Origin of the sequence: Stieleria magnilauensis, from assembly GCA_007753675.1 — a bacterium.
Classification (GTDB): domain Bacteria; phylum Planctomycetota; class Planctomycetia; order Pirellulales; family Pirellulaceae; genus Stieleria; species Stieleria magnilauensis.
In genome coordinates, this window is sequence record CP036432.1 from 6,575,356 (window position 1) to 6,602,091 (window position 26,736).

Sequence of the window (26,736 nt, forward strand, 5' to 3'; positions counted from 1 at the left end):
ATCAGGCAGGATCGTCAGGTTCCGTTCGGATATTTGAACGTGAGGTCTTCAATCGTGCCGGTGTAGTGGTTCGGGGCGGTGTAGGTCCCGACGGGTTGGGCCAGATCCGCACCGACCTGAATGGAGTCGCCGGGTTCGCGTGGGAGGATGCCTGCCTCCGCCTTTCCGACGAGCTTGCCATTCACTTTCAGGAACATCTCACCCTTGGGATTCCAGTTCGCTTCGAATGGGGTCGGACCGGCGATCGCGGCAGAGGAACGGACCTCGGTGCGTTCTTCGCCAACGCAGGCGGCAAAGCACAGATATCCTTCATCGAGGTAGACGCTGTAGCCGGCTCGACTGTCGCCGTGAGCGAGGATCACCCCCGAGGGAGAACGGGAGTGAATGGTCCCCTTGATCTGAAGTGATCGGCCTCCCGCCACCTTCGGCGCACGAAACGCCGGCAGGTCGAGCCATGACTTTCCATCCAACTGGAGCGAACCGGAATCGTCTTTGACGCCATGGCTGACGAATCGAAGCAGTTGATTGCTGGCGAGGATTGCGATCGTGGGCACGGGGGCGGTGAGGGGAGCCTGGTCATCGAATGCAAAGCCGACATCGTCGGCCCAGGCCGCGATCTGGCGGGCCATCGCTGCGGCCCGCTCCGGTTGCACAGAGAGAAGATTGGTCGTCTCGCCTTCATCCGCTTCGAGATCAAAGAGTTGGGCTTCACTGCCATCGGGATTGACCAGGAATTTCCAGCGACCGTCGCGCATTGCGAACGTGGGGCTTTGGTGTTCCGGTTTGCCGCCTTTGAGAATGGCGTGCGGATGACCGTATTGCCAGAACACTGGTTTGCCGCGAGGGGCGGGATGGCCCAGAAGAACGTCACCACGGTCGAGACCATCAAGGTGATTCTCGACCGGAACGCCTGCGAATCGACAGAGGGTCGGGGAAAGATCAATCGCGGCGACGACGCTGGTGGTGTCTTCGATGCCGGCCGGGATCGTTCCCGTCCAGCGAGCGATGAAGGGCATGCGGATGCCGCCTTCGAACAGCGACCACTTCCGACCTCGATAGGGGCCTGTGAAACCTGCCGGTGGACCGGTCTTGTATTTGCGCGGCCAGTCGGTGGGACCGTTGTCGCTGGTAAACAGAATCAGCGTCTTGTTGCCGAGATTCAGTTCATCAATCGCGGCGACGACTCGCCCAATGTGTTCGTCCATCGCCTCCAACACTGCGAAAAAATCACGGACATAGGGATCGTCGGAAACAGACTTGAACTTGTCGGCACTGCCGGGAAGCGGCACGTGCGCGTCGTGAACGTCGTTAGGGAACAGCCTGACGTAGAACGGACGGTCGTGGTGACGCCGGATGAAATTGATCGTACGATCGGTCTGGATCTGCATCCTCTCCCACCGCTCACAAGGAATGATCTTTCCGCGACCCAGGGCACGCGCACGTTCGATGGCGTTCGGGTTGTTTTCGATGATGCGATCGCCAAGGCCTTCGAATGAAACCAGGGACTCGTCGAATCCATACGCCTGAGGCAGAGGTGCGTCGTCGACGTCTCGACCGCCTCCCATGTGCCATTTGCCGAAATGAGCGGTCGCGTATCCGGCGGCTTTCAGTTTCTTTGCGGTCGTCGGGGCGGACGGGTCCAGGTAATCTGCCATGCCGCGGTTCGCGTTTCCCGCCCGAGTGTTCAGGTACGAATGGATTTTCCAACGCCCCTGATACTGACCGGTGGTGAGTGCGACGCGCGAGGCGGAACAGATCGGCGAGTTGACATAGAAATTGGTCAACTTGATGCCGTCGGCGGCGAGCTTGTCGATGTTCGGCGTCTGGATGAGCGGATTGCCAAAGCAGCTGGGATCGGCGAATCCCATGTCATCGATAAAGATGACAACGATGTTTGGCGTTTCGCTGCTTGAATCGCTGCCAGAAGCTTCCGCAGCCGCCAATTCGTGGCATGCCGAAACTGCGATCAACGCGAGAACGGCCAGAGTGTGTTGTTTCATCGTGACAGGACTTTTCTCTCTGAGACTGGGCTCTATTCGGCATCGATACGAGTGGGACAGGGCTGGCGTTGCACTGCAGCCGCAGCACGCTCGCCGGTCTACCGGTTCGGTTTGGCGACGCGTGCCCCCGGTGCGGGCTTCGACGTTGCGGTTTTGGGATATGGCATCTTGGCGCCGACTTCGTCACGCCAGTCGTGCAGCATCTGCTTCAGTTTTTGAGAGATCATCGGCTGGGACTTCGCGAGATCGTTCTGTTCACCCATGTCATTCCCCAAGTCAAACAGCTGCACCGTTCCGTTTTCATAGTACTCAAGCAACTTGAACTTTCCGGATCGAATCGCACCGCCTGGGCTTTGGAAGCCGTGATTGCTGTAGTGGGGAAAATGCCAATAGATGGGTCCGCGATCGTAGTCTTCTGCTTTCAATGCGGGGACAAAACTTTGGCCGTCGACGTGCTGTTCCGGTAACGCGGGAAGGTCCAGCATCTCGAGCAGAGTTGGATAGTAATCGGTTCCTGTGACGACCGCGTGCGACGTGGAGTTTGCCTGTGTCTTGCCTGGCCAGTGCACGATCAAAGGCACTCGAATTCCACCTTCGTAGTTCCAGCCTTTGGCCCCGCGAAGCGGCAGATTGGAGCTTGCGAAGCGGGAATCGAGCGTCTGGCGAGGATGATCGATGCCGCGATACTGGTTCGACGCCGACATGCCGCCGTTGTCGGACGTGAAAATGATGATCGTGTTGTCTTCGAGCCCAAGCTCCTTCAGCGTTGCACGGATTCGACCGAGGCTTTCATCGGTCGCCTCGACCATCCCGGCAAACTCGACGTTGTCCTGCTTTTGCTTGACCCACCAAACCCGCTCTCTTTGGTGCAATTCAGCGTTGTCGCTTTCTGCTAAGAATTTGAGCTTGTCCACAGAGATCGCAGGCCCGTCGGGATTGGGCTCCAGAATGTAATCTGGGCCTTCCTGTTCTGTCATCGCCGCGAGTTTCTTTTGGTACTTCCGAACCAAATCCTTGCGGCCCTGGATCGGATCATGAACGGAGAAATGTTCGAGGTGCACAAAGAACGGCTGGTCTTTGTTTCGTGAGATGAAATCGATGGCGGCCTCGGTCAGCTTGTCGGTGTAGTAGTCGCCCTGTTTCGACGGCAAGGTCTGCTCATACGTCGGTGAAAACGGATGGAAGTAGGATCTGACCCAACCCGTGATCGCTTCATCGAATCCGTACGTCGTGGGATCTTTGTTCAGATGGGCCTTGCCGTAGTTCGCGGTGGCATACCCGTGGGCGTGCAGTGTCTCTGCGAGCGTTTGCTCTTCATCCGGCAGCGCCGTGAGCTTCTCGCCGTGATGCAGCTTTTCATACGCCCGCTCCGGACGCCCGCCCAGCCACTCGGTCAAATTGGTTCGTGCCGGGTACTTTCCGGTCAAGATGCTCGCACGACTTGGCGAACAGACATGGCAAGTCGCGTAGGCATTGTCAAACCGCATGCCTTCCCTGGCCAACTGGTCGATCGCCGGAGTCTCGTAAAAGCGGCTGCCATAACAGCCGACATCGGACCAGCCGAGATCATCGACAAGAAAGAAGACGACATTGGGCCGCCTCGTTTCCGCAGTCACCGTGCCTGCAATAAGGAATAGCACCCCGCAGAAGATGGTGTAATGAATGGGTCTTCTCATTGACGTTCCAACCTTCGCTCCCGCAAATCGTTACCAAGCGTGCCTGTCGATTGCCTGCCATCCCAGCCGGGATTCAAAGCCGGAGGTAAGCAACCTTGACGCCACACACAAGGGCAGCAATGACCGACGGCCCGGTGCGATCTCGAAGTGCTGCGATCTCTCGGTGCTGCGATCTCTAAGTGCACTGAATTGTACCAGCGATGGGGCGATTACTTGGGATCCGCACTTCGCCAAACGAGCGGGAGATGCGGTTCGCGGGGCAAATTGACACCAGGCTACTTGCGGCACCGGCCATTTCGGGGAAAAATAAACCCCTTCATCAGGTTTGCCCCCCTCTTTTACGAATGAGCCATTGTAATGTCACGCTTGATTCACTCCGCCATGTTCGCGTTCAGCCTTTTTGTCCTGTCGATCGCGGCTGTTGGCTGCGGTAGTGCTGAAAACACCGTCATCGAAGACACTCGACCACAAGCTGAAATTGAGCAAGAAGAAGCTGATTACGAAGCGCAAATGGAAGAAGCTGAATCGTCGGACGTCTCGGAGTAGTCGGGCGTTGGTTTCGTGAATCTCACGGCGTTTTTTGATGGCTCGACGCGGAAATCAATCGCATAAGTCTCGTCAAACGTCGACGACTCCGCAGGGTGCTACCCCTGCGGACACGGCGGTCGCCAATCGCCCTTCCTTTGCGATCCTGCTAGCGAGCACATGTGGGCTCGCTTTTTTTCTGCGCTTGCTGCACGTTTTGCAGACGTTTGAAGTCCCGACGCTGGTCCAGTTGCTGGGAGATGCCAAAGGGTACGTTGATTGGGCGGTCAAAATCAGCGACGGCGATTGGTACGGCACCGAGACCTTTTACCAGGCGCCCCTGTACCCCTATTTCTTGGCGGTGCTGATTTCGATCTTCGGTCCCAGTATCACCGTGATGCGACTGGTTCAGATGGTGCTGGGTGTTGCCGGGGTGGCCTTGATCGGTCTGGCGGGTCGCAAGCTGTTTTCAGAGCGAGTCGGACTGGTTTCCGCACTGATGCTGGCCGCCTACCCGCCTGCCATCTATTACGACGGCATCATTCAAAAAGCGGCGATGGCGACGTTTCTGCTGTGCGCCGTGATCGCAGCCTGCGTGTATCTGCAAACCGAGCGCCGTTGGTGGTACGCGGTTCTGGTCGGCGTGTCACTCGGCCTGTTGGTGCTGGCGCGAGAGAACGCGCTGCTGTGGACCCCACTGATTCCAGTTTGGATCTTGCTGGGGATACGCGAAACGATTTGGAACCGATGGAAACTGGTCGGCTGTTACGCCGGCGGCATCGCCTTGATCTTGCTGCCTGTCGCGGCACGCAATGCTTCACTTGGAGGCGAGTGGTCGCCGACGACGTTTCAAGCAGGTCCCAACTTCTACATCGGCAACAACATTGAAGCGAACGGAATCTACGTGCCCTTGGTCCCCGGCCGGGGAACGCCGATGTACGAGCGCGCCGATGCGGAACGCTTGGCCGAGCAAGCCGTCGGCCAGGAGCTGTCCGCCCGCGAAGTCTCTCAGTATTGGATGTCACGATCCTGGGAAGACATTCGGCAGGCACCCGGTCGCTGGCTGCAATTGATGGTCGCGAAGACGTTCATGGTATTCAATCGCTATGAAGTCCCCGATGTCGAAAGCATGTACATCTTTCGCGAGTACTCCCTCCCTTTGCAGCTGAGCCGAATTTGGCACTTCGGCACGCTGTGCCCGCTGGGGATCTGGGGACTGATCGCGACTTGGCGAGACTGGCGAAAGCTGTGGCTGTATCACCTGCTGTTGCTGACGATGATTGCGGCCGTGGTGCTGTTCTTTATCCTGGGTCGATACCGCAACCCGGTCGCAATCCTGTTCATTCCCTTTGCGGCCGCCGGCGCGGCCGACCTGTTCGCGCGCACCTGGGCAGGAAAACGGCGATCGATCGGCATCGTCGCGGTCCTGTTGATCTCCGGCATCTTTTGCAACATTCGCGTTCATCAAGAACGATCCCTGCGGGCGAGCAGTTACATGAACATGGGGATTGCAGCCTGCAAGGCGGGCGATCTGCCGGCTGGGATCGAGTTGTTGCAAAACGCGATTGCCGAGTTTCCGGAAATGGCCGAAGGCTACGTCAATCTTGGCCGGGCGTACATGCTCAATCGACAGCCAGAACGTGCGGCACAATACTTTCAGACCGCCCTAACCCTCGATCCACGGCTTCTGGGCGTCCATTTCCAGCTCGGCGAAGCACTGGAGTACTCCGGTCAGCGCCAGCAAGCGATCGAGCAGTACCAACGCGCCTTGACCGAAACCCCGCCCGATGCACGAGCCGCGGAAGCACTGAGCCGAATCCGCTAGCCCGAGGGAAAGGGGCAATCTCGTTAAATCCACCAGGTTTTGACCAACGCAGGGCCCGTAAGCCCCGCGCCGAACGGCTGATCATCAATGGACCACAGCCGGTTCGCGCCAGCGTCCGGGCATCCATCAATGTTGATGTAGCGAAATTGGGAAAGGGGGGAGTGAGGACACGGGCCCAGAATGCTGCGCTCTCCGCCGATTCACGATCAAAACCGCAGAAAAACCCACCTACAGAACCACAAAGGGACCGCCCAAAAACAGACACTGGTACTCATCGAAATTGGAAAATTTCTCCGGTTACTGTCCCACAGTATCCATTTTTTAGGTTAACTTGACCTCCCATATTGGGGAGTACTTCCCCGAACCTCTATTCGATGTCTTTTTCTTTTTTTGGAGTCTCACATGCAAAGACCTCATTCTTCGCGACAGGGTTTCACGTTGGTGGAACTGCTTGTCGTCATCGCCATTATCGGCATTTTGGTTGGCCTGTTGTTGCCGGCGGTTCAGGCCGCCCGCGAAGCTGCACGCCGAATGTCATGTAGCAACAATTTCAAGCAGATCGGGCTTGCGATTCACAACTACCACAGTGCGTTCAAGCAGATTCCGACAAACGGAACCGGTACCGCTCGTATTGATGGGATGCCCAATCAATCCAACAACTCGAACCGACTGTTTCTCAGTTGGTTGGTTCCGGTCCTTCCCTACATCGAGCAGCAAGCCTTGTGGGACCAGATCTCGAATCCCAACAGGTCGGCGACTCCCGGTCAGACCGTGGCAGCGACCGGCGGCGTTTGGCCCCCGATGGGACCTTGCCCCTGGCAAACTCGGTACATCCCCTGGGTGACCCAGGTCCCGGCGTTCCGTTGCCCCAGTGACCCCGGACAGGCTCTCGCCCCCGGTCAATTGGCACGTACAAACTATGCTGCTAATCTCGGCGATGCGGTCGACCGATCGAACAACGGCGGTCGCAACGACTTTGGATTCTTCGGTAACCGACGCGACCGAGACGAAAACTGGGCCGTTCAACGCGCACGTGCCGCCCAGCGAGGATTCTTCTGGAACCGCAATGAGATGAAGTTCCGCGACGTTCTGGACGGACTCTCCAACACGATTGCTGCCGGCGAAGTAGTCACTTCGGGCGGCAAGCGTGAGGTCAAAGCGGATTTCGTCCGAAACATTACGGCCATGCAGGGTCCCAACAACACCATCTTGATTCCGGCTGGCTGTAAAGCGGGTCCTCACATCGATCCTGATCGCCCGCAGTTCTACGATGAAACGGCAACGGTGAGTGGATCGCTGTCTCAGTCCAAGCATGCTCGTTGGGCGGATTCGCGAGCCTACTACTCCGCGTTCCACACCATCCTTCCGCCTAATAACGCCAATTGCGTTACCGCCAACAACGATGGAAATCACTCCGGTGTGATCTCAACAGCAGGCAGTCGCCACTCCGGTGGTGCTCACGTGCTGATGGGTGACGGTGCCGTGATCTTCATGACCGACAGCGTCGAATCCGGTGACCCCCAATTGCCGACGGTCTGTGTCCAGCGTAGTGGCACTGCGCCCCCTGTGGCTTCTATCCCAGGGACGGCAAGTAACTACGGGTTGTGGGGTGCTCTTGGCACACGCGACTCGGGCGAAACCATCGAGGAACAGCTCAACCAGTAGGGCGACCACCACCTACCGACAATCGCAACCTCGTCCGCAATCAGCGGGCGAGGTTTTTTTTGCAAGGGGAACGTGCCCGATGCTTATTCATGACATCGAAAACAAAACGTGAATCAGAACACAGTCAGGCTTAGCCTGAAAAAGCGGATCGTTTTTGGCATTTGCGTCACACTGGCATTCTTTTGCCTGGCCGAAATCGGCTTCCGAGCGCTAGAGATCGTTTGGCCGCCACACCATGTCGATTTCGGTCTCGGCTTCAACGACGACAGCCGGGTCTTTGTCGAATCGTCGCTCCAGTCCGGTTCCATGGAAACCGACCCGGTCAAACGCATCAGTTTTGTGCGACAACGGTTTGTCCGTGATAAACCGGCGGACGTTTTTCGGATCGTGGCGCTGGGCGGCTCCTCAGTGAATCAACTCGAACCGGAATTCAGGAAACTTGAGCGCGACCTGAGTGCCGAATTCGAGCAGTTCGACAAGATCGAAATCATCAACTGTGGCGGCTTGGCGTACGGAAGCCACCGGCTGGTACTGGTCCTGCGCGAGATGCTCGAGTACCAACCCGATTTGATGCTCCTGTACACCGGGCACAACGAATTCGAGGAGATTGAACAACTCTCACTGTCCGGTCTGAATCAGCTGAGTTTTGAACGAACGATCAGCAACTCGGCGATCATTCGGTTCATTCGTGATCGCAAGGCCGACTACGAACTCAACCGTCTTGAGAAAGAACACAATCAGCGATTGCTGTCACGAGAGGAGCCGGTCAGTGACTCTAATTTTGCCCGTGCTTGGTCGCACGAGTTCGATACTCAAGACGTGCAAGACCGCATGCAGAGCTACGAGCATCATTTGCGACTGATTCTATCGACGGCAAAGAACCAGCAAGTACCCGTGATCATGGGAACGGTGTCGTCGAATTTGCTGCGCCCCTACCTGCCGCGTGATGCGGCGCAGCGCTACGAGCAAGTGTACGAATTGTGGAAGGCCGGCGCGGCAGACGAGGGACTAAGACTGGCGAAACAGATCTTGGCCGAAACAGCCGGACGACATCAGTGCAGCGACTTGGAAAACAACATTCTGAAAAAGCTGGCCGACGAGTTCTCACTGCCGATCGTGGATGTCGAAACCATGGTCGCGAAGGAGGAACCCCACGGGATCCCGGGTGAAACGCTTTTTGACGACCACTGCCATCTCAACGCCGCGGGCCGAGCCGTCTGGATCTCGGGCTATGCACCGGAGATTCGGAAAGTGATTCAGGCGACAATGGATGCCCCTGAATCGTGATCGTGTTGATTGGATCACTCTTCGTTTTCGACGCCGCGAATGAAGCGACTGGTCGCCATTTCATCGATGCGAATGTAGTGATCGCGAAGGGGTGGAAAGACATCGCCCTCGACGCTTTGCAGACGCAGTTTTTCGGTCGGCCGCCGCGGCATGTGACAGTCGATGCAGTTGTCGGCAAAGTCGACGTCTGGTTGAGGATAAAAGCCGCAATCGCTTTCGCTTTCATGACAGGTCATGCAGCGACCCGAAAACAGTTTTTGATTCCCACGCTCGTTGTGGTGCGGGTCATGGCAATTGATACAGGTCATCTGCGATTGCTGAAAACAGACGCTCTGTGACAACCGATTCAATTGATTGCTGGTGTGAACACTATTTTTGGCATCCTGTTCGTCGTCGGGGGGATCGTAGTGGTCTTCCAGGCGATCTCCGGGTCGAAAACTCAATGCATTACCCTTGAGCGCTCGCGATCCACCGTGGCACTGGCCGCAGATTTGCATTTGAGTTTGACGTTCCAGATCGGCCGGATTGGTGATGGCGACCGCCTGGCGAGCGTCTTGGTTTTCACGATGAAAATCTACATGCTCCTTTGCCGGTCCGTGACATCGTTCGCAGGTCACGCCCAGAATCAATGATCCTGGGGTGTAGCGATTCTTGTTGCCGCGGTAGTCAAAGTACGTCATGTGGCATTCCAGGCAACGCTGCGGAATCGGCCGGGCGTACGCGGCGTCGCCGTCGATGTATCCGGGGCTGTTGATCCATTGGTTGCCGTCGGTGATGTGCGTCACGTTGTGTTGATAGAGCCCGTCTTTGTGCCAATACAAATAGGTCTGCGCCATTTTGGACGATCCCATGATGATTTCCATCGGGACCTCAAAGCTCCAGTCAAAGAAATGGACGCGTTGTAGAAACTCATCGTCTTTGCGAATCATTTCAAAGGACACGTTGGGGTCGGAGGTCTGGAAGGTGTTGGAGCCGGGTTCAAAACTTCCGTCGATCGTCGTTTCGTTGACCGGTCGACTTGTCTTGTAGTGCGCCGTCGCGAGAAACGACTGGTACTTCTCTCGGTGGCATTCCTGGCACTGTTCGGGTCCGATATATCCCGGATTGTCGTGCAGCGGAGTAAGGTCACCGCTCTTCTGCGGAGACTCGCCGGGGCGAAACGGGATCTCGACGCCGCCGCCGTCCTCGTATTTGCCGACGAACCAAATGTTGCCCGGAATTTGATTGACCACCATGTTGCTGGGCGGTTCAGCGAGGGCCGACACCTCGGGTTCCTCATCCGGTTGCTGTTGCCGCGCATCCATCAGATCACGAACCAGATCATCGTCGCGTTTCCGTTTCATCGCATCGTAGCCGAGCCAGGCGACGACCGTGACGATCGCAATGACTGCGAACCAGCGTTTCAAATTCAAGGTTTCCTCTCCTGCGGCGAAGATCTGTCAAAAAATTCGATTGGACCAAACGATCGAGTGCCTTGTCTGAATCAGCAATCAGGTGCCTGGCGGAAGCGTTGACAAAGCACCGAAAAATGACGAGCCTCGGATCCGCATCGGTTTACCATAGCTTACCTTAGCAACGATCGGAAAATGACAACGTTCAGTTCGAATCAAAGATAGACATGCAAAAACAGAATCAGCTGCTTCGCCATGCAGCCGCAGTCGCGCTGGCATCGAGTTTCCTGGTCGGCCTGCTTCCGGGCCTCTCCGCGGGGCTGCACGCCCAAACGGTGGATCCCACATCCGTGTTGGGTGACGTGACCCTGCCGCCGCCCGAGGACGTGTCCCAGAATTTCCCTTACGGCATCACGGGCAAGACGCCGCCGTCGCTGACCAAAATCAATTTCAAAGGACAAAAACCCTACCACAAGCACCGCATCAACCTGAGAGTCTTCCAGGGATGCCCTCAAGTCGAAATCTCTGAGGGCGGCAGACTTTGGGCAACCTGGTTCGGCTCCAACGTGCAAGCCGAACGCGCGCCGTACCACCAAGACCAATTCTCGGTCATCTCAACCTCCGGGGACGGCGGCAAAACATGGAAGGAAGTCTTTGTCTTCGACCCGAGTGAGCTGCTGGGCGGGGGAGCGTCGGACCCGATGCTGTGGAAAGACCCCGAGGGCAACATCCGCTTTATCGGCCTGAGGAACATCGACTTCAAGGGCAAAGACGAATTCGCCACGTCGGCGTGGGAATTTGCGATGCTGGACCCCGAAAACGAACACACCGCTTGGTCCCCGCCGCGACTACTCGGAAATAAAAACATCTCCGTCATGAAGCCGCTTCTCTTTCCTGACAGCACGATCATGCGGTCGATGGACGACTTTAAATTGGTCGGCAAACGGGACAAGGTGCGGATTCGCTTTCTGAAAGAGGACGTCGACGGCACGCCGATCTTCGTGTCCGAATTCCCCGTCGATAACGATGCGGTCTTTGCCGAGCAAATGCCCATCATTCGAAAAGACGGCAGCCTGTTCACGTTCTACCGCGCAAAGAACGGACAGAAGTTTGCCGAATCGTTCGACGGCGGTAAAACCTGGAAACTGGGCGGTTACTACCCGATGCAGTTCTCGATCAATACCAAATGCATTCTGAAAACACTTCCATCAGGTCGAGTCTTGCTGGTCGCCAACGATGTTCAAATGAAACAGGAAAACGGCAGTAAGCGATACGTCTATACCGACGAACAGGGAAACGAACGCGAACTGGAAACACACAAGACCGCGCGGACCCGGATGACGGCGTACCTGAGTGACGACGATGGCGAAACCTTTACGCATCGACTGCTTTTGTGCGACGATGGTCAGATCAGTTATCCATCGGCGACACTCGGCAACGATGGCGCCATCTACATCGTCTACGACCAAGGGCGGGGCGTGATCGGCCAACACACGATCTTTTTGTCAAAGATCACCGAAGCAGACATCCTGGCCGGCAAGCTGGTCAATGAGCAGAGCTTCTTGAACAACATCGTCAGCCGCCCCAGCGACCAAGGCGGCGGCCGCCGCGAGGGTGACAGTCTTTAAAGCCTCTCTGAAGTGCTACCGAGACACACGCGGTCTCACGCGCCCTGCAACCGGGCAACCAATTTTCGAGTTGCGAAGCGCGGTAGAAAACTGGTCGACGTCACCATCAGACGGTTCTTCCAACCCGGGATGACAATGTCCGCGTTGTTGACATAGCCCTCATAGCCAGCCTTGGCGACGGTTTTCGCTGGCATCGTTGCCGAAGAGAACATGTCCAGCTTGCCCATGCCGGAGTCTTCGCCGAATCCGGTCTCGGTGGCGCCGGGTTCCAAACAGGTGACGTGAAGCCCCGAACCGGCGACCTCCTCCCGCAACCCCTCGGTGAACGACAGGACATAGGCCTTGGATGCGTAGTAGACGGACATGTTTGGTCCAGCTTGATAGGCGGCGATCGACCCGACATTCAAGACGCCGCCGCGACCGTTTTTCAGCATCGCGGGAAGCAACATCCGGGTCAGGCGGGTGAGCGCGACGACGTTCACCATCAGCATGTCGGTTTGCCGATCGGCAGGAATCTCTGCGAATTTGCCGAGTGCCCCAAAACCTGCATTGTTGACCAGGGTGTCGATCTCGATCGAACGCTCCCTCAGCTGCCGGCACAGTTCATCGACCGCGTCCGGCTTGGCAAGATCCGCCGGAAGGACGGTCGCGTTGACGCCATTCTCGTTGCGCACCTGATTGGCCAACTCGTTCAATTTGTCTTCACTGCGAGCGACGAGTACGACGTCGTCTCCACCGCCGGCAAATTGTTTGGTGAGTTCCCAGCCGATCCCGGAGGAGGCTCCTGTGATGAGCGTGGTAGGCATGATGGCTTTTGGTTAAAGATTGCGTCCAATGTTTCGATGCTCACCGATGCAAGTGCGATTCCCGTGCCAAAGTCGAAATCGGCAGGCCGGTTCGCGATGCCGAGGAAAAAGCGGTCGGTCACCTTCCAGGCCGAAAGTTGATCGACCTGAGAACGAACACACCATCACCGCCGCGAATCGTTTTGCCCCCATCCGGAAGACCGACGCCCCATGGATCGCCTCGCTGCGACTATCCACTCCGCGTCAGTACTTGGGAAAGATGTCCGGGGTGGGGAATCGGTCTTCGTGGCGGAAGCTTCCATCGCCCAGAAACTCTTCTCGGGGAAGGTTCACCTCGGGCCAACCCGCCGGACGGACGCGAACGACTCGTCCCGGGCGGATCCCCTCAATGATCAGGTCCGTCTCGAAGCGAATTTGAATGCCGCTGCTGCCAAGGGGGACGTCGCCCGTCGCCTTCACGACGTCCAGGATGGGGCCTTTCGACGCCATGTGGGCCGGTCCGTAGTTCCCGCCGGCGTGTTTCAATGTGTTTTCCGATGCGTTCATCGCGGCCTGTTTCCCTTTCTGGAAATCGGCGTAAAGCGACGCGTCCATACCGCCGAATAACGTCGCGGTCACGGTCGCGCGGCCGAACTTGCCATACTCGACGGCATCAATCCAAGCGGGCATCCAGCGGCTGCGGATGAAGGCCTTGTGCGTCGCGGTCTGTTGGTCGGCGGCGCGCCCGATCGCGGTGTCGTCCAACCAGATGTCTGAGACATGGAACCGGGTGAAGACGCTCGACGGCGTGGGTTTCCAAGTGATGCCGAGCTGTACGGCCTGGTCACCGAGCACTTTCTTTCCGCTTGCCGGCCAAAGCCCTGCGGCGACCAAGTCCTTGACTCCCAGACATTCGCGGCCACGCCAGATGCGGGTGGCGGCATCAAACGTCAACGTTTCCTCGCTCGGCGTGCCGTCCCGGCCTTCCTTCGGTTCGCGGCGGGCAACGATCTGCCCCTCGTTGTTGTCGATGTCCATCTCTTTCAGTTTCCATACCAGTCCCTCGCGAAGGCAGTGGCTGAGTTCGTCTTCGAGCAGCAGGACATGGTTCTCGGCCGGTGCGATCCCGGCGCCACTGTAACCCGCCGTTTTCTTTCGGTTGTCGATCGGAAGCACCGGAACGGCGGAGAGCGTCGGATCGGGCGGCAGGAATGCCCGGACGTGCAGCACGGTGCCGAGCGGGATGTCCCGAAGATCAGCCGGTGCGCCGTGATACCTCACGATACCGTAGGGAAGCATCGCGAAGGGATGCGGCGGGTTCCGAAAATACGTGCCAGCCCCTTGCACACGAACGCTGCCGCGGCGATTGACGTGATCCACGAACACCAGTTCGCCGCGATAGGCGTGTGCCTTTTCCAAGGGAGGAAACTTGCCCACCGCGGGGCGAAACGGTTCATCTGCGACGGCTGTTCCCGCGGTCAAAACAATGATCAGCCACAGTGCCGGGTGCAGTCTTGAATTAAGAGTCTTGGTGGAGGGCATAGCGGTTGGCAGGTGGCGGTTGGCCGTTCGTCGATGGGAGCGGGGAAAGTTTCAAGTTTCAAGTTTCAAGTTTCAAAGCTAACAGCTAATAGATAACAGCTAATAGCTAATAGCTCCTCACACTTCAATGACTGAATTGCTGTCACCGAACGTGTCCGTCTCGACTCCCATGCGCTGTGCCATCATCAACAGGAGATTGCTCATGTGCGCGTCCGGGTTGGCGGGTCGGCTGCACAGCGCGTAGTGCTCACCGGGCTTGTCGAGTTGATAGCCGTTGAAGTGGCCCTGATTGAAGTCCAGATGGCGGCCGTGCTGGAGGCCGAGGTCTGAACCGCCGGCGAGCACCAGCGGCAAGTTGGCATTGCCGTGGCTGTGTCCGTAAGACATGCCGCTGCCGAACAACGCCATCGTGGAGCCCAGTAGCGGTCGTCCGTTGAGGTCCTTGGTTTCCTGCAACCGCGAGAGGAAATAGCTGTACTGCTCGATGGCGAAGGTGTCGTAGTTGGTGAGTTTTTCGATGTAGCCGGCATCGCCGCCGTGGTGGCTGAGTTGATGCCGCGACTCCGTGATGCCGATTTCCGGAATCGCGATCGCCTGGCCTTCGCCACCCAGGCTGAAAGTGGCCACGCGTGTTACATCGGTCTGAAAGGCCAACACCATCAGGTCGTAGACCGTGCGGAAATAGTCACCCGCCTGGGTGTCGGGGATGTCGCGGTCGGTGCGTTTGCGGTCGGCGTCAGAAATCGGGGGCAGCGGCGTGTCGAGCCAGGCATCGGCCCGTCGCGTGCGAATCTCTGCCTCTCGGACCGAACTGAGGTATTGATCGAGCCGCCCCTTGTCAGCCGCGCCCATCTTCTGCTCCAGCCGCCGCACTTCGGCGAGGTTGTCATCAAGGACACTGGCTTTGCGACGCAGAGCCCTTCGCTGAGCTGCGATGCCGCCTTTGGGTTCCTCGAACAGCGACGCGAAGATCTCACTACAACGACGCATCGGAGGAAGTTGAACGCCGTCGGCCGTCCAGGACAGCGACTCCTGCGTGATGGCAATTTCCATCGATGGGTAACGGGTGTGTGGAGCCGTGACTTCGGCCATCTTCTGGTCCACCGAGATGGTGTTGCGGTCCGAGGGGCCGAGCTTTCCACCGGTCAGCCAGATCTTGATGCAGTTGTGGTGGTGGCTGAGACTTCCCGGGTGATGCAAGCCGCTGATGGGCGTGATGATGTCGCGATGTTTCTCCAACGGCTTGAGCGACTGGGAGAACTGGTAATCTGCGCCCGGCGTGGTGATTTGATAATTCAGCGAATGAACACCGTTGGCGAGGTAGATGAACGCACTGCGTCGCGGCGATGCGGAAGCTTGCTCGGCCGCATGCAACGGGACCATGCATTCCAGCAATGGCAGTGAAATGCAAGTGCCCAAGGCACGTAGCGCATGCCGGCGGTCGATGAGCCAGGACTGCGAGAGAAAATGGGACATGGCGGTTAGTGGTTAGTGGTTAGTGGTCAGTGGTCAGTGGTCAGTGGTCAGCAAATCGTGTTGTCTGGCTAATAGCTAACAGCTAACAGCTAACAGCTAATTGCTAACAGCTCCCTTCACCTCTTCCTCATCAGTTCCGACAGAGCCACCGCGCGGACGATGTCTCGAATTCGATAGTCGTTCTTCTTCGCTTCGTTTTCAATCGCGTGGAGGTCATCTTGATCATCGACGGTGAGCACGCGGCGGAGGGCGTAGGTGCAGAGGTGTTCGATGAAGGCCCGTGCGACCTTGTCGCGGTCTTCCAACAGCAGCCGTTTGAACTCGACCGAGTCGGTGAACGGGCGGCCGTCGGGCATGACGCCCGAGGCATCCACCGATGGATCGTCTCCGGTCCCCGCTGCAACGCGTTCGTGCGTCCTCCATTGGCCGATGGCGTCATACTGGTCGAAGGCGAAACCGAGCGGATCAATGCCTCGGTGACAGGCGGCACAACTCGCATTCTGAGCATGCGCGGCAAGCTTCTGACGGACCGTCGCCTTGGGACTCTGCGGCGGATTCGGTTCGATCGGATCGACGTTGGCCGGAGGTGGCGGCGGGGTTTTGTTGAAGATCGCTTCGCTGACCCAGACGCCGCGATGCACCGGTCGGTGGCGGGTTCCGTCGGACGTTAACCCGAGCACCGCGCCCATCGTGAGCAGACCGCCGCGATGGTCGTCCGGCGTCAGCGAGACGCGTTGGAAGCCGCTGTGGGTCGGTTCCGGCAGCCCGTAGAAATCACAGAGCCGGGCGTTGGCCATCGTCCAGTCGGAACGAAGAAAACCGTCAATGGGCTGGTTTGTCGCGAACATCTCGCGGAAATACTCGACCGGCTCGGCCCGCATGCTCGCCTCGAGCCAGTCGTCGTAGCCGGGGTAGAGTTGTTTGTCGGGCGGGAACATACCGACACGGTGAAGCTGCAACCACTGCCGTGAGAAGTCATCGATGAAGCGCTCAATGCGGTCGTCCGTCAGCATGCGGTCCACTTCGGTCCCCAGCCCCGCGCCAATCAATTGGCCGCTGATGGCGGCGGTGAAGAGGCCATCGTCGGGCATCGAACTCCAGAGAAAATACGAAAGCCGCGAAGCGAGTTCCCAGTCCGTGAGGCGTTCACGGGGCTCGGGGTCACCTTCGACGAGATAGACGAAATTTCGGGAGGTCAGCACGCCCTGCATCGCGATCCGAAAGGCCTCGGCCGCCGTTTCGCCCGCCTCGCGCTCGACGCGGAACGATTGCAGATAGTGCTCCAGTTCGTCCATCATCACCGGGCGCCGCCAAGCACGTTCGGCGAATCGCCGCAAATGCTCCGGGACAACTTCGTCAGCGGCATCATCAGGCGGCAGCACGCCCTCGCGCCGAGAGCGTTCCGCCTCGGTTTGCAGCGGTCCTTCCCACTCAATCCAATCGAGCAACACGGTGGAGAAGATGCCGTTGCCTTTGTCATCGAACATCTGCGGGGCGTTCGGATTCAGAAGAATAGTCTCGCTGCTATGCGTAAATATGTACGACCGACTGGCGATCGCATTTCGGAAGGCGGCACCGCCCCTGCGGTCCACCCCATCGGTGGCGACCACGCAGAAATGCAGCGTCGTCGGCATTTCGAGAAACACCTCGAACTCATAGACCTGCGGACCGTCCTCTGGTGCCGTGATGTCAAATTCGATCAGACCGTCGACGGTCTCCTCGCCGGTTCGCGTGCCAATGCTCAGATGAGCCGGCTGGCCGCCGGGCGGACGGATTCCGCTGGCTTGCAGCCGCATGCGATAAAGCCCGCTGTGTTCCGGACCGGTCTTTCCAAACCAATTGGACGAGAGCGCATTCTGAACCCGGCCGGGGAACAGCAAAAAACGCAGCGGCCGCTTGATCCCAAACCGGTCGAGCGTTTCCTGCTGGATCTTCCCGCCGCCGTAACGCAACTCCGCTGCCGTTTTGCGGACGATGCGAGCGTCGGCGGATGTGGCAGAGAAAGCTCGATCGAGCACGATGTCCGCCGCGCGGTAGTAGCGGTCGACATGCGACGGCGACAGCGAAAGCTCCGACCCGATGCGCTCAAAACCTCGCCACAGCGTGTCCTCGTTCAACTCCCCCGGCATGAATGGATCGTAGCGCACCCCGAGCAAGTCATAGACCGTGTTCTGGTATTCTTTGCGGCTGAGTCGATAGTGCGCCACCGCCGGCCGGGCCGCCATCCGCGCCGCGCGGCCGTCCTTGAGCCGAGCGTCGAGACTCGTCACGAACGCCGCGATCTCATCCTGAGTCGGCTGCGGCTGATCCTTCGGAGGCATTTCGCCACTGTTGACCTTGTCGAGCGCTTCGGCCCAATGGTGTGAGTCCAGGCCAGCCTTGAAATCTCGCGACAGTCGGTCGATCCGCAGGTCGCCTTCTTCCTCCTGTGAGCCATGGCAGCCGACGCAATGTTTTTCCAGAAACGCCTCAAAGGGTTCCGTGGCGGACGCCAACGCTGACATGGAAACGGAAGCGGATGCAATGACAACCAGAAGAAAACGCACCGTCACTCGTTCAACCAATTTCACATGCACACCGTCAAAACCACGACTCGCAAGTGAACTGATCCAGCGACCTTCACTCGCGTGCACATCGTGCGCGAACGTATTCATTCGACCCTTCATGCAATCTCTCTCGATTCACGTATCCATCGACGTCGGCCGAGTCGGTGCTGCTCAAAACCGTTGTGGTAGGTGGGGCTGTTGCGGTAGGTGGGCAAGCGACGGACGGAAAATCAATGTCGTCGCGTGGACGTTCCGCCGTCTGGCGAGGGCAGCGACGCAGCAGGGGACAGTATAGACGGTCATTGACCGCTCGTTGCGAAGTCGCCCACTGGCGATCGCTCGAACTCGGCCCCCAATCCGGCTCCGGGAATTGGCGCGGCGGGAAATCCATCGGCGACGGCGGATATTCTGCCGCCGCGTCTTCAATGACTGCGTTTTCACGCACAAAAATCGCTCGCCTTGGGTTGGTATGTTTTTTGCCTCCTCACGGCGCTCCTTGCCAGGGCAGGCGCTCCTTGGCGAATACCGATGTGTCAAACGACCTTCTTCACCCAATCCATTCTCAGCCAGGAAAACTTTCGTGCAATTTGATCGACTCCTCAGCTTCGGTACCAAACGTGTTTCGACCCGCGTGGCGGGTGTGCTCCTTGCCGTCGGATTGGTGGTCCTTGCGATCGGCCAGGACGGTCCAGCGAAAGCGAACGCACCACAGTCACCCGGACAAACGAATGCCGCGATTGACGAAGCGGTATCGTTGGGGATCAGCTTTTTGAAGAACCGAGGACAATCCGCCGACGGATCCTTTAGCCCCGAAAGCGGTGTCGCCGTCACCGGATTGTGTGTCCGCGCGATTCTGGAAAACCGTCCGACCGAAGTTGATTCGCCAGCGGTGAAGAAGGCGTTGCAGGTGATCCTGGATAACGTCCAGCCCGATGGCGGAATTTATGTGAAAGGGTCCAGGCACCGGAACTATGAAACGTCGGTCGCCGTTGGGGCACTGGTCGCGGCCAACCGCGACGATCGCTTTGACAGCCAGCTCAAACGAGCCGAAGCGTTTTTGAAAGAGATTCAGTGGGACGAAGGCGAGGGCCTCACGCCCGCGGACCCGGCCTACGGCGGAGCCGGATACGGCAGCCACTCCCGCCCCGATCTCTCCAACACGTCGTTCATGATCGATGCACTGCGGGACTTGGGCAACGATGCCAACGACGAAGCGATCAAAAAGGCGTTGATCTTCGTCTCAAGATCACAAAACCTGGCCGGCCACGGAAATGATTTGCCGCACGCCGCGTCCGAAGGTGATGGCGGGTTCTATTACACCCCTGCCGCCGGCGGTGAAACCAAAGTGGTCGGAGGGGACACGCGCGACGGTGGCGGCGGACTTCGCAGCTACGGATCGATCACCTACGCGGGTTTCAAAAGCCTGATCCATGCCGGGCTAACGGAATCCGATCCGCGTGTGATCGCCGCCATGAACTTTATCCAGGACCACTATTCACTGACCGAAAATCCGGGAATGGGACAGGCCGGGCTGTATTATTACTACCACACCTTCGCCAAAGCACTTGGCGCCGCCAAGCTCCGCGTGCTAACCGACGCCGACGGCAACAATCATGTGTGGAATCGTGAATTGGTCGTGACGTTGACCGACGCCCAACAAGACGACGGGTCATGGGTCAATCGATCCAGTGATCGGTGGATGGAAGGCAACCGAAACCTTGTCACCGCATACTCGCTGTTGGCGTTGTCCTATTGCCGAGAATGACGACACCCGGCTTGCGGCCTGTCGATTTAATCGATGTGCCGAAATCAACGCGATGATGTTCAGCGCGACGCGTGAGCGAGTTGCGCCGTGTGGCCCCTTGCTTACGCATGCGGGCTTAAATCGACAGGCCGCTTGCCCGGTCCCTTCGCTGCCGCATCAGCCTTTGACGCAGTCACCGGGTCATCGGTCGAGGTTCCACCATGTGATCGACAGTTGCAGCACGGTCGCAATCGAGACCCAGACGAAATACGGCAACTGTGCCGCGGCAACCCACCGGTAGTGTTTCCACACCGCCACCATCATCCAGATGATCGTCGCCCAGACGATCAGGATGTCGAGTGCGGCCAACGGTAGGTTTCGCAGCCCGAATTGGATGGCCGTGAAGACCAGGTTGGCAACCAGATTGATGGCAAACGGCAACGCCACCTTCCATGGAACTTTTTTCCGAACAGCTTGTACGAACACGAAGGTAAACGTGAGCAAGATGATTGGATAGAGGATCTGCCAGATCAGACCGATGGTTGCTGGTTCGGGCGTCCACGAAGGTTTGGCCAGTGAGTCGTACCAGTCTTTCCAAGCCATCTGCGCATCCTGAAATCAGATTGGGGGAAGCGTTTCGCCGCGATCAGTGGTCGACGTGGGTGAAAAAGTTCACGATTGCCCGTTCATGCCATCGCTGGCCATCCTGATCGAGGAACCCCGTGTGGCCGCCCGACTGGGCAAGCGCGGGGAAGAGCGGTCCTTCCGCCGACCAATCTCGATCGCGAAACACGTCGTCATCGACCACCGGATCGTCCATCGCATGAAACAACAACGTTGGGATTGAGATTTCATCAAGGACATAAATCGCAGAATTTTCGCGATAGAACTCTTCCGCGTTTTCATAATCGAACCGCGGCGCGGTAAACCGATCGTCCAAGTCCCAAACGGAACGGGCCGATTGGATCACCTGCCGCTCCTCGTCGCAAAGGTCGCTCCCTTCACGAAGAAGTTCTTTTCGCTGGCGATGCAACAGGTAGCGATCGAACAAGCGGTTGGCACCACGTCGCAAGTTTTGTGACGTCGTGTGCATGTCCAGGGGTGTAGAGCACGACGATCGCACCAAAATCTGGTTTCAGTATTCGTCGAAGCCTTGCCTCAGTGAACCCCTCTGCCAATAAATTCAGCCAGACTGGTTTTTCACTGCCCTGTTATGGAGATGGCAATGGCTTCCCAAATCGATGTGTTTCACGAGTGTTTTGATCAGGTCGGCGACCCGCGAGTCGCAGGCCGGACAATCCATCCACTTAACTCGATTCTGTTTTTGGTTGTCTCGGCGGTCATCGCAGGCGCGGACGGACCTGATGAGATCGAAAGCTTCGGTGGTGAGAAACTGGATTGGCTATCCAAATTCGCCGACTTTGATGCCGGCATTCCGTCTCACGATACCATCACGCGAGTGTTGTCCCTGATCAAACCAGCCGAGTTTCAGAAGGCGCTGCTTCAATGGCACGCTCATCTCTGCGAGATTAATTGGGATCACGCCAGCAAGGACGACAATCGTCCCGTTCACGTTGCGATCGATGGCAAGACGGTGCGCGGATCCTATACCGATGCGGAGAAATCTGATGCGATTCATATCGTCAGTGCCTGGGCGACCGCAAATGGTGTCACGCTTGGGCAAACCGAGGTCGACTCAAAGTCCAACGAAATCACGGCAATTCCCGAATTGCTCGATCTAATCGACTTACGCAATTCGATCGTGACGCTCGATGCCATGGGATGCCAAAAGTCGATTGCTGAAAAGATCGTCGAGGGAGGTGGCGACTATCTGTTCGCTGTCAAAGACAACCATCCCAAGCTCTGTGCTGCCATCGCCGATCACTTTGAGATGGCCCATAACGATGGGCTCACAGCCCACGGTGTTCGGGCAATGACGACCACAGGAAAGCAGGCCGCGCGTGAAGAGGAACGCTTCTATGCGACCTGCCCAATTCCAAAAGCACTTCGCGAACTGACCGACCAGTGGAAAGGAGCAAAAAGTATCTGCCAAGCGAATACTTGCACGACTCGTGGTGACCGGCAATCAAGCGATGTTCGCTACTACATTTCGAGCCGACCGGCGCGGGTGCATGAATTCTCAAATTGTGCTCGTAGCCATTGGAGTATAGAGAGCATGCACTGGGTCCTCGATGTCGTGTTTCATGAGGACTCCAGTCGGCTCCGAACCAAGAACGCGACATCGAACATGAGCTTTGCTCGTCGGTTTGTGACGACGCTTCTCAAGCGAGACACTCGGAAGAAGAGCCTCAGGCGGAAGCGAAAAATCGCTGGCTGGAACAGCGAATTCCTCGAGAAACTCCTGTTTGCAGCCTAATTTTGGTGCGATCGTCGTGGGGTGTAGAGATACCGGCGGCGATCGAAAATGGTGAATCGTCTCCGGTCTCCGCGAGATACCGCAACAACACGTTGCCGCCGAGCGAAAACGCGACCGCCGCCAAACCGTGTTCACACCAAGTCGACCGGTCGGTTCGCAAATACTCGCACAAGTCACTCAAATCATCGGTGAACCCGGGATGGTGGAATCGTCGACAGCTTTGCGCCGAATCCCCTGCGCCGCGGTTGTTCCATAGGACGACCGGAAAACCGGCTTCAAGCAATCGCTCGGCCATGCTGAGCATGTAGCCGCTACGGGCGTGACCGCCCATCCCATGGACGATCACCACCAGCGGCCGGTCGGAGCCAGGGCCCTGGGCCGGCAAATAATAGCCACTCAGCACGTCCGGTGGTGTCTGATCTCCGACGATATCGAACTGGACGCTACCGGGCCATCGGTCCGTGTCCAAGTCTGTTCGAACCGCTTTGATGGACAGCGTCTGAAGCCAACCACCACGCCACCAACGATTTGGGACGAAGGGGTCAAGCCACGGGAAGTGTTCCAGGCCGAAGCGTAGATTTGAATCGTTGCCGATCGTTTCATTGCTCATCGGCACCATCCTACCTGAAATCTCGTCGGCCTGACTGAATCGAAGGCCTGAATCGAAGGCCCCCTTGGCCCCACTTTACCAGTTCACAGCAAACGCCGTTCCGTCGCTGTGACGAGAGTTGCTGCAGACGCATTGCGAGACGATCCGGGCTCGACGCGAAACGCCGTACGCTGGCGAGCCGAGGCGACGAGCATCACTTGGGCGCAGATCCGCCACCCCCATGGCCTCGCCGCTGTCGATGCGTTGTGCCGGAAAGTCCTCGGAAGTACTCTCGCCAACTTTGGTGGGGACGACCGGCGGCTGTCTCGAATTGACTTTCGTTATCGGCGGCCCCATTGCGGATTCCTTCGTAGATTCCCGCGATGATGTTGCCCAGGAACTCGCCGAGATCTGCGACACGATCGGCTCGATATTCGGCAACCGACATCTCGCGGTAGTTCAAGTCGGTGCCGAATGCGCTGTTGAGGTAGTCGGCCAATGTCGCTTGTGTGATCGCTTCACCGTGCAAGTTGTAAGTTTGACCGTTGTGTTTCGGCTCGGTCAGCATCCGCGAGTAGGCGAACGCCAGTTCGCTGCGTGTCGTGTAGCCGCACAGTCCGTCGCCGGCGCAGTTCGCGATTTCCCCCCGTTGCTTGTAGGTTTCGATGTACTCGACGTCGGGCTCGATGTAGATTCCGTTACGGCCGATCACCCACTCCAGACCACTGTCGCGGACGTCTTGTTCGGTTTGCCGATTGCTTTGCACGATCGGCGAGAATGCGGTGTTTTCTTCGGCTCCTTGGATACTGGTGTAAACCATCTTGGTCACCCCAGCCGACTTCGCCGCTTCGATCACGTTGCGGTGCTGGCCGATCCGATTGTCGGGGGTGTCCATTCCGGACACCAGCAAGACGGCGTCGATCCCTTGCAGCGAGTGTTCGAGCTCCGTTGGCGATCCGTAATCACCGGGCCGGATGTCGACACCCAGTGTCTGGGCTTTTTGAGGTGTTCGGGCGAGACCAACCACATTTTCCTTGCCGACCCGTTCGATCGTCGCTTTGACGATTTCCGAACCGAGCTGGCCACTGGCCGACGTCACTGCAATTTTCTTCACCTGACTCTCCCTGTGTAAGACAACGGTTCCCGGCGGTGCCTGAACTCCGTCTCGCTATTGATTCTACATCGCATCCATCGAATCACGAAACGCAACGCCACGCTCGGTTGACTTGCTCCCGTTCTTTGGAACAGGCGCGACAGCAGGTCATCATCGGGGGCGAGCTTGCAGAGAACACGCGCAGCGACGGGCTGCCGCTGTCCGTTTCACGGCCATCCTGGTCGCGAAACGTCCAGCGCACCGTCTGGCAACGGTGATTTACGCCACGAAATTCGCTGCAATTACCTTTGGCACGACAATCGCATTGAGGGGAAAGTCCTCGCACGGCGGTGACGTTCACGGCCACGAGGCAAACCATTCAACCCTTGGAGAATGCCATGTTAGGCTGGGCTTTAACCTTTTTGATTATCGCTTTGATCGCTGGTGTGCTCGGCTTTGGCGTCGTTGCCGGAACCGCTGCTACGATCGCAAAAATTTTGTTCGTCGTGTTCCTGGTCCTGTTCATCATTGGACTGGTCATGGGACGACGCGGACCTGCCGTTTGAGCCCCGCCTCGATCGGCACCACGTGAGAACTCTAGCAGACATGACATCGTGAATGGCAAACCGTAAATCCGATCTCGCAACCCTTGCGTCGGTCGCACAGTTGCTCGCGACGGTTTTAATCGTCGCGGCACTGTACTTTGCCCGCGATGTCTTCATTCCACTGGCACTCGGATTACTGCTTTCGTTCTTGCTCAGCCCCATCGTCAATCGACTCGAACGTGCGGGCATCCCAAACATCGCGGCGGTTGTGACGACCGCTGCGTTGGCCTTTATCCTGCTCGCGAGCGGATTCACCTTGATCGCTCGGGAACTGACCTCACTAGTCGGTGATCTCCCCAAACACAAACACGAACTGGTCGCCAAAGCCAGGAGTCTTGGCGGGATGACGACCGGGGTGAGCGGGTCGCTGGGAGACCTCGCCGAGGAAGTGACCGAAGCGATCGAGGAGAGTGAAAACGGCGTGGGTGAGCCGTCGGATGAAGGCTCTTTTTGGGAAACGCTGCTACCTGGTCCGGCCAAGAACGCCGAAGACATCACCCATGATGGCACCTCCGCCAAGGCGCCGCTGTACGTCAAAGAGGTTCAATCAGACCTTCCGCTTGCTTCCTGGGCGACAACGGCCGGAACCGTGCTGAGCCCCCTTGCGACGGCCGGTTTGGTGAGCGTCTTTGCGCTATTCATGTTGGTCCATCGCGAGGACTTGCGTGATCGAATCATTTACGTCGTCAGCCAAGGAAACTACGTTACGACGACCGAAGCACTGGACGAAGCCGCGAGCCGCATCAGTCGCTACCTGATGGCCCAGTCCATCATCAACGCCTCGTACGGGTTCGTGCTGACGCTCGGGCTCACCGTCATTGGCGTCACGATGACCGAGGCCGGCAGCTTTCCTAACGCGATCCTTTGGGGCGTTCTGGCAACTTGCCTGCGTTTCGTGCCCTATCTCGGCCCAACCGCGGCCGCGGTTTTTCCGCTGGCGCTTGCGCTATCGGTCTTTCCGGGCTACGGGGTCGCGTTGGCGGTGCTTGCACTCATCATCACGATGGAACTGGTCAGCAACAACGTTCTCGAGCCGTGGCTGTACGGGACCAGCACCGGCATTTCAGCCGTGGCGGTGATCGTGGCGGCAGTCTTCTGGGGCTGGCTCTGGGGGCCAGTCGGCTTGCTGCTTTCGACGCCGCTGACCGTTTGCTTGGTGGTGCTGGGCCGCTACGTCCCACGTTTTAAGGTTCTCTCGACACTGCTGAGCGAAGAGGTTGCGATCAAACCGTCGATGCGCCTGTACCAACGCTTGCTGGCTGGCGACGAACACCGTGCCAAGGAGATGTTGAATGAACACACGCGTGAAAACACTCTGGAGTCAACGTGTGATGAATTCTTGATCCCGATGATCAAACGCATCCGCAGAGACCACGACGAAGAACACTTGACCGATGTCGACGCCAACCGCTTGCTCGCCATGGCCGGCGGATTGATTGCGGAACTTGATCGGTGCGTCGCCCCGAGTGACGAGCCGTCGGATCATGAGATCGATGTCGCAAGTGCAGTCGACGTCCCGAACATCATCGGATGCACATCGCACCACTTCAGTGAATTGCTTGTCTTAAATCTACTTCGCATCGGCGGAGTTGGTCTTTTTAACCTCGATAGCATCGACGACGACATCCTCCCCCAACAGGTCGGACAAGAGATTGCGCGACGCGATCCATCCATGGTCGTCATTGTGGTGCTTCCCAAAGGCGGGTTCGTCCAAGCGAGGTATTTGTGCCGGTCCGTTCGCAACGAGGGCTACACCGGCCCAATCTTGGTTTCATGCCTCGGCAAATTCAAAAATTTTGACAAGCTGTTCATCAAGTTCCGAAAGGCTGGCGCGACCGGAATGGCGACATCGTATTCCCAGACTCGCTCCAAAATAGACTCCATCCTGAGCCGCCGCGACTCCGTGACCTTGGTTTAGGCGTCCAGCACGGGAGGAATGGCCAATCGCATCGTTAGCTCCTTAACCCATTGCCCTCATCAAC

20 protein-coding genes are annotated in these 26,736 nt (G+C 57.9%); 9 read left to right on the forward strand and 11 right to left on the reverse strand.

Annotation, left to right across the window (positions count from 1 at the left end; genetic code table 11):
• Positions 1 to 14 precede the first annotated feature (14 nt).
• Positions 15 to 2,000, reverse strand: coding sequence for a sulfatase-like hydrolase/transferase (locus tag TBK1r_RS23515; RefSeq protein ID WP_145216275.1), 1,986 nt, complete (start codon positions 1,998 to 2,000; stop codon positions 15 to 17).
• 98 nt (positions 2,001 to 2,098) lie between these two features.
• On the reverse strand, positions 2,099 to 3,676 hold the full coding sequence (locus tag TBK1r_RS23520) for a sulfatase (protein WP_145216280.1): 1,578 nt from the start codon (positions 3,674 to 3,676) through the stop codon (positions 2,099 to 2,101).
• A 357-nt stretch (positions 3,677 to 4,033) separates the two neighbouring features.
• On the opposite strand from TBK1r_RS23520, the gene TBK1r_RS23525 reads away from it, so the two are divergent.
• The 4 genes from TBK1r_RS23525 to TBK1r_RS23540 all read left to right on the forward strand — a co-directional run bounded on the left by TBK1r_RS23525 (position 4,034) and on the right by TBK1r_RS23540 (position 8,978).
• On the forward strand, positions 4,034 to 4,222 hold the full coding sequence (locus TBK1r_RS23525) for a hypothetical protein (protein ID WP_145216283.1): 189 nt from the start codon (positions 4,034 to 4,036) through the stop codon (positions 4,220 to 4,222).
• A gap of 196 nt (positions 4,223 to 4,418) precedes the next feature.
• Positions 4,419 to 6,026, forward strand: a complete 1,608-nt coding sequence (locus tag TBK1r_RS23530) for a tetratricopeptide repeat protein (RefSeq protein ID WP_419580319.1) — start codon at positions 4,419 to 4,421, stop codon at positions 6,024 to 6,026.
• 402 nt (positions 6,027 to 6,428) lie between these two features.
• On the forward strand, positions 6,429 to 7,691 hold the full coding sequence (locus TBK1r_RS23535; RefSeq protein WP_145216289.1) for a DUF1559 domain-containing protein: 1,263 nt from the start codon (positions 6,429 to 6,431) through the stop codon (positions 7,689 to 7,691).
• Positions 7,692 to 7,799: 108 nt separating this feature from the next.
• Entirely contained in the window at positions 7,800 to 8,978 is a 1,179-nt protein-coding gene (locus TBK1r_RS23540; RefSeq protein WP_145216292.1) for an SGNH/GDSL hydrolase family protein, read from the forward strand.
• 14 nt (positions 8,979 to 8,992) lie between these two features.
• On the opposite strand, the gene TBK1r_RS23545 is transcribed toward TBK1r_RS23540, so the two are convergent.
• Entirely contained in the window at positions 8,993 to 10,390 is a 1,398-nt protein-coding gene (locus tag TBK1r_RS23545) for a multiheme c-type cytochrome (protein ID WP_145216295.1), read from the reverse strand.
• A gap of 206 nt (positions 10,391 to 10,596) precedes the next feature.
• On the opposite strand from TBK1r_RS23545, the gene TBK1r_RS23550 reads away from it, so the two are divergent.
• On the forward strand, positions 10,597 to 11,997 hold the full coding sequence (locus TBK1r_RS23550) for a sialidase family protein (RefSeq protein WP_145216298.1): 1,401 nt from the start codon (positions 10,597 to 10,599) through the stop codon (positions 11,995 to 11,997).
• A 35-nt stretch (positions 11,998 to 12,032) separates the two neighbouring features.
• On the opposite strand, the gene TBK1r_RS23555 is transcribed toward TBK1r_RS23550, so the two are convergent.
• From TBK1r_RS23555 to TBK1r_RS23570, 4 genes are all read right to left on the reverse strand, one after another.
• Positions 12,033 to 12,803 (reverse strand): SDR family NAD(P)-dependent oxidoreductase, encoded by a 771-nt coding sequence (locus TBK1r_RS23555; RefSeq protein ID WP_145216301.1) that lies wholly within the window; start codon positions 12,801 to 12,803, stop codon positions 12,033 to 12,035.
• Between the two features lie 243 nt (positions 12,804 to 13,046).
• Positions 13,047 to 14,324, reverse strand: a complete 1,278-nt coding sequence (locus tag TBK1r_RS23560) for a hypothetical protein (protein WP_145216304.1) — start codon at positions 14,322 to 14,324, stop codon at positions 13,047 to 13,049.
• Between the two features lie 117 nt (positions 14,325 to 14,441).
• Complete coding sequence (locus tag TBK1r_RS23565) at positions 14,442 to 15,800, reverse strand: DUF1552 domain-containing protein (protein ID WP_145216306.1); 1,359 nt, start codon at positions 15,798 to 15,800, stop codon at positions 14,442 to 14,444.
• A gap of 116 nt (positions 15,801 to 15,916) precedes the next feature.
• Positions 15,917 to 18,466, reverse strand: coding sequence for a DUF1592 domain-containing protein (locus tag TBK1r_RS23570; RefSeq protein WP_419580320.1), 2,550 nt, complete (start codon positions 18,464 to 18,466; stop codon positions 15,917 to 15,919).
• Positions 18,467 to 18,926: 460 nt separating this feature from the next.
• On the opposite strand from TBK1r_RS23570, the gene TBK1r_RS23575 reads away from it, so the two are divergent.
• The gene (locus TBK1r_RS23575) at positions 18,927 to 20,111 is read left to right on the forward strand and encodes a prenyltransferase/squalene oxidase repeat-containing protein (RefSeq protein ID WP_419580321.1); all 1,185 of its coding nucleotides are present in this window, start codon (positions 18,927 to 18,929) and stop codon (positions 20,109 to 20,111) included.
• Between the two features lie 180 nt (positions 20,112 to 20,291).
• Here TBK1r_RS23575 and TBK1r_RS23580 read toward each other — a convergent pair whose 3' ends face one another.
• The gene (locus TBK1r_RS23580; protein WP_145216312.1) at positions 20,292 to 20,693 is read right to left on the reverse strand and encodes a TspO/MBR family protein; all 402 of its coding nucleotides are present in this window, start codon (positions 20,691 to 20,693) and stop codon (positions 20,292 to 20,294) included.
• Positions 20,694 to 20,736: 43 nt separating this feature from the next.
• Positions 20,737 to 21,183: an alpha/beta fold hydrolase family protein gene (locus TBK1r_RS23585; RefSeq protein ID WP_145216315.1), complete on the reverse strand. Its 447-nt coding sequence runs from the start codon at positions 21,181 to 21,183 to the stop codon at positions 20,737 to 20,739.
• A 120-nt stretch (positions 21,184 to 21,303) separates the two neighbouring features.
• On the opposite strand from TBK1r_RS23585, the gene TBK1r_RS23590 reads away from it, so the two are divergent.
• The gene (locus TBK1r_RS23590) at positions 21,304 to 22,467 is read left to right on the forward strand and encodes an ISAs1 family transposase (protein ID WP_145207505.1); all 1,164 of its coding nucleotides are present in this window, start codon (positions 21,304 to 21,306) and stop codon (positions 22,465 to 22,467) included.
• Here TBK1r_RS23590 and TBK1r_RS23595 read toward each other — a convergent pair.
• Positions 22,400 to 23,077, reverse strand: coding sequence for an alpha/beta fold hydrolase (locus tag TBK1r_RS23595; RefSeq protein WP_145216318.1), 678 nt, complete (start codon positions 23,075 to 23,077; stop codon positions 22,400 to 22,402). The two genes, TBK1r_RS23590 and TBK1r_RS23595, sit on opposite strands and share 68 nt — an antisense overlap.
• Before the next feature lie 193 nt (positions 23,078 to 23,270).
• A complete protein-coding gene (locus TBK1r_RS23600) occupies positions 23,271 to 24,170 on the reverse strand; it encodes an SDR family oxidoreductase (protein ID WP_145216322.1) in 900 nt (299 codons plus the stop codon).
• Positions 24,171 to 24,535: 365 nt separating this feature from the next.
• Between TBK1r_RS23600 and TBK1r_RS23605 the strand changes: the two genes are divergently transcribed.
• Together TBK1r_RS23605 and TBK1r_RS23610 are read left to right on the forward strand one after the other, a co-directional pair.
• Entirely contained in the window at positions 24,536 to 24,715 is a 180-nt protein-coding gene (locus TBK1r_RS23605) for a DUF1328 domain-containing protein (protein WP_473772450.1), read from the forward strand.
• A gap of 52 nt (positions 24,716 to 24,767) precedes the next feature.
• A complete protein-coding gene (locus TBK1r_RS23610; protein ID WP_145216325.1) occupies positions 24,768 to 26,672 on the forward strand; it encodes an AI-2E family transporter in 1,905 nt (634 codons plus the stop codon).
• Positions 26,673 to 26,736 lie beyond the last annotated feature (64 nt).